Annotated in this window: 4 protein-coding genes; 1 reads left to right on the forward strand and 3 read right to left on the reverse strand. The window is 66.5% G+C overall.

Features of this window, described 5'->3' with window-relative positions:
- Positions 1 to 69: 69 nt before the first annotated feature.
- Positions 70 to 522 carry a tRNA (cytidine(34)-2'-O)-methyltransferase gene (locus tag ACI3K3_RS25425; RefSeq protein WP_404918865.1) on the reverse strand — a complete coding sequence of 151 codons (453 nt, stop codon included), beginning with the start codon at positions 520 to 522 and terminating at the stop codon, positions 70 to 72.
- A 168-nt stretch (positions 523 to 690) separates the two neighbouring features.
- Here ACI3K3_RS25425 and ACI3K3_RS25430 point away from each other — a divergent pair, with 168 nt between their 5' ends.
- Complete coding sequence (locus ACI3K3_RS25430) at positions 691 to 1,572, forward strand: class I SAM-dependent methyltransferase (RefSeq protein ID WP_404918867.1); 882 nt, start codon at positions 691 to 693, stop codon at positions 1,570 to 1,572.
- A gap of 5 nt (positions 1,573 to 1,577) precedes the next feature.
- On the opposite strand, the gene ACI3K3_RS25435 is transcribed toward ACI3K3_RS25430, so the two are convergent.
- Together ACI3K3_RS25435 and ACI3K3_RS25440 are read right to left on the reverse strand one after the other, a co-directional pair.
- Positions 1,578 to 2,303 carry a YoaK family protein gene (locus ACI3K3_RS25435; RefSeq protein ID WP_404918869.1) on the reverse strand — a complete coding sequence of 242 codons (726 nt, stop codon included), beginning with the start codon at positions 2,301 to 2,303 and terminating at the stop codon, positions 1,578 to 1,580.
- Positions 2,304 to 2,407: 104 nt separating this feature from the next.
- Positions 2,408 to 3,128 (reverse strand): alginate export family protein (locus ACI3K3_RS25440; protein ID WP_404918871.1); only part of this gene is annotated, 721 nt, incomplete at its 5' end.

The raw sequence follows: 3,128 nt of genomic DNA on the forward strand, positions 1-3,128 counted from the left end.
GAGAACGAGCCCTCTGGCTCCGTCGCATCGACGATCATCGAGAGGGCAGCGCTCGCTGCGGTCGGGCGGTTATTGCGGCAGGCTGTCCGTCTGTCGCAGCGCTTCGCCCAGCGCCAGCGCCGCCGAAGTCGCGAGGTTCATCGAACGCACCTCGGGGCGCATCGGAATGCGCACGCGAGCATCGCAAGTCTCCGCGATCTCCTGGGGAATGCCGGCGCTTTCCTTGCCGAACAGCAGAATGTCGTCGGCCCTGAACGCGAATTCGTAGGCCGATTCACTGCTTTTCGTGGTGAACAGCACCAGGCGGCTTTCGCCTACGGTCGCCTGGAAAGCCTGGAAATCGGCATGGCGGGCAATGGTCACGTGATCGATATAGTCCATCGCCGTACGGCGCACGCGGCGATCGTCCCATGCGAACCCCAGGGGCTCGATCAGGTCTATGGTCGCGCCGAAGCAGGCGCCAAGGCGCAGGACGGCGCCGACGTTTCCGGCGATTTCGGGTTCGAACAGGGCAATACGCATCGCGCCTGATTGGCGTTGCCGCGCCCTGGATGCAAGCCTGCTTCCCTGTCCTTGAATAGAAGGAAGCCCAAGTGATCGGATGGACCTGTCCCGAAGAGATCGGGTGGAGGCTTTCCGGATGGAGTATGATTGCCCCACCTGGAAATGATCCGGCATGGGAGACCTATGATGGAACAGGATGTGGCCAGCAATGAGCCGGGCGCGGGAAGCACCTCTGGCGGCGCCCCCGCCAGCGCCCCGGTGAACGCGAACAAGGCCCTGTGGGAAAAAGGCGATTTCACGAGACTGGCCGAGACCATGCGCCAGAGCGGCGACGAACTTGTCGCCTGGATCGCCCCCACGGCGGGGATGGAGGTTCTCGATCTCGGTTGCGGGGACGGGACGACGGCCTTGCCGGCCGCCCGTCGCGGGGCGCGAGTCCTGGGTGTCGATATCGCCTCCAATCTCGTGGCGGCGGGCAATCGGCGCGCCCGGGAGGCGGGACTGGCCGATTTGCGCTTCGTCGAGGGTGACGCCAGCGCGCTGGTCGGGATCGAGGATGCGCGCTTCGATTTGGTGGTGAGCATGTTCGGGGCGATGTTCGCCCCCCGCCCGCATGATGTCGCCGCGGAGATGGTTCGGGTCAGCCGGCCGGGCGGGCGGATCGTTATGGGTAACTGGATACCCGGCGATCCCACGCTTGTCGCGGGGGTGCTCAGGATCTGCGCCGCCTACATGCCGCCTCCGCCGGAGGGCTTCGTGAGCCCGGTCAGTTGGGGGCAGGAAGAGACCGCGCGCGAACGGTTCGTTGCCGCCGGTATCCCGCCCGAACGCATTGGCTGCGAAAGGGCCACTTACACGTTCCGCTTTTCCGGCCCACCGCATGCCTTTCTGGCGGTTTTTCGCGACTTTTACGGGCCGACGATGAATGCGTTCGAGGCAGCGCGGCGCGATGGGCGAGAGGCAGAGCTTCAGGGCGAACTCGAAGCGCTGTTCGAGGCCGAGAACCGGGGGGATGCCGGTAGCACGGTGATCCCGGCGACTTATCTGCGCGTGACGATCGAGCGCTGATCCACTCAAGTCCGGTGCGGCAGCGCCGATGCGGGATTGCGGGTGAGGAGCAGGGTGGCGCCCAGCACCACGGCTCCGGCGAGGACGAGCGGCACGGCAAGGCCGACATGGAGCAGCAGCAGCGCGCCCACGGCCGCGCCTGTGAAGATGGAGAGCACCGCGGCGGAGCGGCGCAGGAAGTTGGGCGAACGGCCGGCAACCTGGTCGGCGGCGATGCCGGTGATGGTCAGGGTGAGCACGGTGGTGGTCAGGTCGGGCACTTTCAGTGCGCGAACGGTAGCATTGCGCAGGCCCATGGCGAAGCCGGTGAGGACGATGACCGAGAGCACCGCGATCTCCGGCGCCTGCGCGGCGATATCGATCTTCGTCGAGATGGCGGCGGCGATCCACAACAGCCCGGCTTCGGCCACGGCGGCGCGGATCAGCCAGCGCCGCAGCGGCAGATCGGTATGCGCGCGGGCGAGCCGCCCGGCACCCCAGGCGCCGACCATGAAGGCGATCAGGGCCATGACCGCCGGGATCACCTTGAAGCCTGGCGTTCCCGCTGCCGCGAAGCCCAGGAACACGACGTTGCCGGTCATGTTCGCGGTAAAGACCTTGCCGAGGCCCAGCACCGATGCGGCATCGACGAGGCCGGTCGTGGCGGAAAGCAGCAGGAGCAATAGCGGGAGGCTGGAGCTGATCGGGCCAGTGGCGTTTTCGGGGGCTTTGCCGGGGGCTTGGGTGGTCATGTCGGTCTTTCCGGTGTTGGGGGGATGCCGATGGTCTAGGGGGCGGCGGACTTGGCAGATATCCGAATAAGATGGATCGATCTGTTCCAATAAGTTGAATGATGTCAGAACCGGAAGTTGCTTTCCAGGCCGAGCATGCGGATGGTGCGGGCGGTGCCGGTCTGCTTGATGAAGGTGCCCGGCGCGAAGGCGGAGAGCGAGGCGGAGAGTTCGAGTTCCGGCGTTGCCTGCCAGGCCAGCGTGGCTTCCACTTCCTTGCCGACGAACCGGGCGCGGCTGTCTCCGGCGTCGCGGATCAGGTTCCCCGGGATGTCGTAGATGCCGTCCTCGCGCGAAGTGCGCCAATAGGCCATGGCGGCGAGGCTGGCCGAGACATCGGGCGCCAGTTGCAGGCCGAGCGAGGAATAGGCGTTGACGATGTTGTAGGGGCCGACCGGCGAGAGTTCGCCGAAGTACTTGCCCTTGGGGAACAGTGCGTTGAACGTGCCCAGGCGGTCGTCATTGCGGTTGCGGTCCCCGCTGACGACATTGACGCGCATCGTGAGGTTGGGCGCCAAGGGGGCGTCGGGGAAGGCGCGGCCGAGTTCGGTGCCCAGCGTCCAGGCCGAGATCGGGCCATCCGCAAAGCGGCCGAACTGGTAGACGCCCTCGACGTTCCAGCGCCAGTCGTCGCGTTTGCCATGCCAGCGCGCGCCCAGGCTGTGGCGGGTTTCGGTGCCTTCGCGGGTGCCCCAGTGGGCGGCCTCGTTGCGATAGCCGAGGTAGTAGAGGTCGAGGTTCGGCATGGCGGCATAGGCGCCCCACAGCGCCTTGTCGGGCGATGTG

The sequence above is a fragment of the Novosphingobium sp. ZW T3_23 genome (genome assembly GCF_044987305.1).
Taxonomy (GTDB): domain Bacteria; phylum Pseudomonadota; class Alphaproteobacteria; order Sphingomonadales; family Sphingomonadaceae; genus Novosphingobium.

What these genes read in the sequence shown, in the direction of transcription:
- ACI3K3_RS25425 (WP_404918865.1), bottom strand. Translation starts at nt 522, where the DNA reads ATGCGTATTGCCCTGTTCGAACCCGAAATCGCCGGAAACGTCGGCGCC.
- ACI3K3_RS25435 (WP_404918869.1), bottom strand. Translation starts at nt 2,303, where the DNA reads ATGACCACCCAAGCCCCCGGCAAAGCCCCCGAAAACGCCACTGGCCCG.
- ACI3K3_RS25430 (WP_404918867.1), top strand. Translation starts at nt 691, where the DNA reads ATGGAACAGGATGTGGCCAGCAATGAGCCGGGCGCGGGAAGCACCTCT.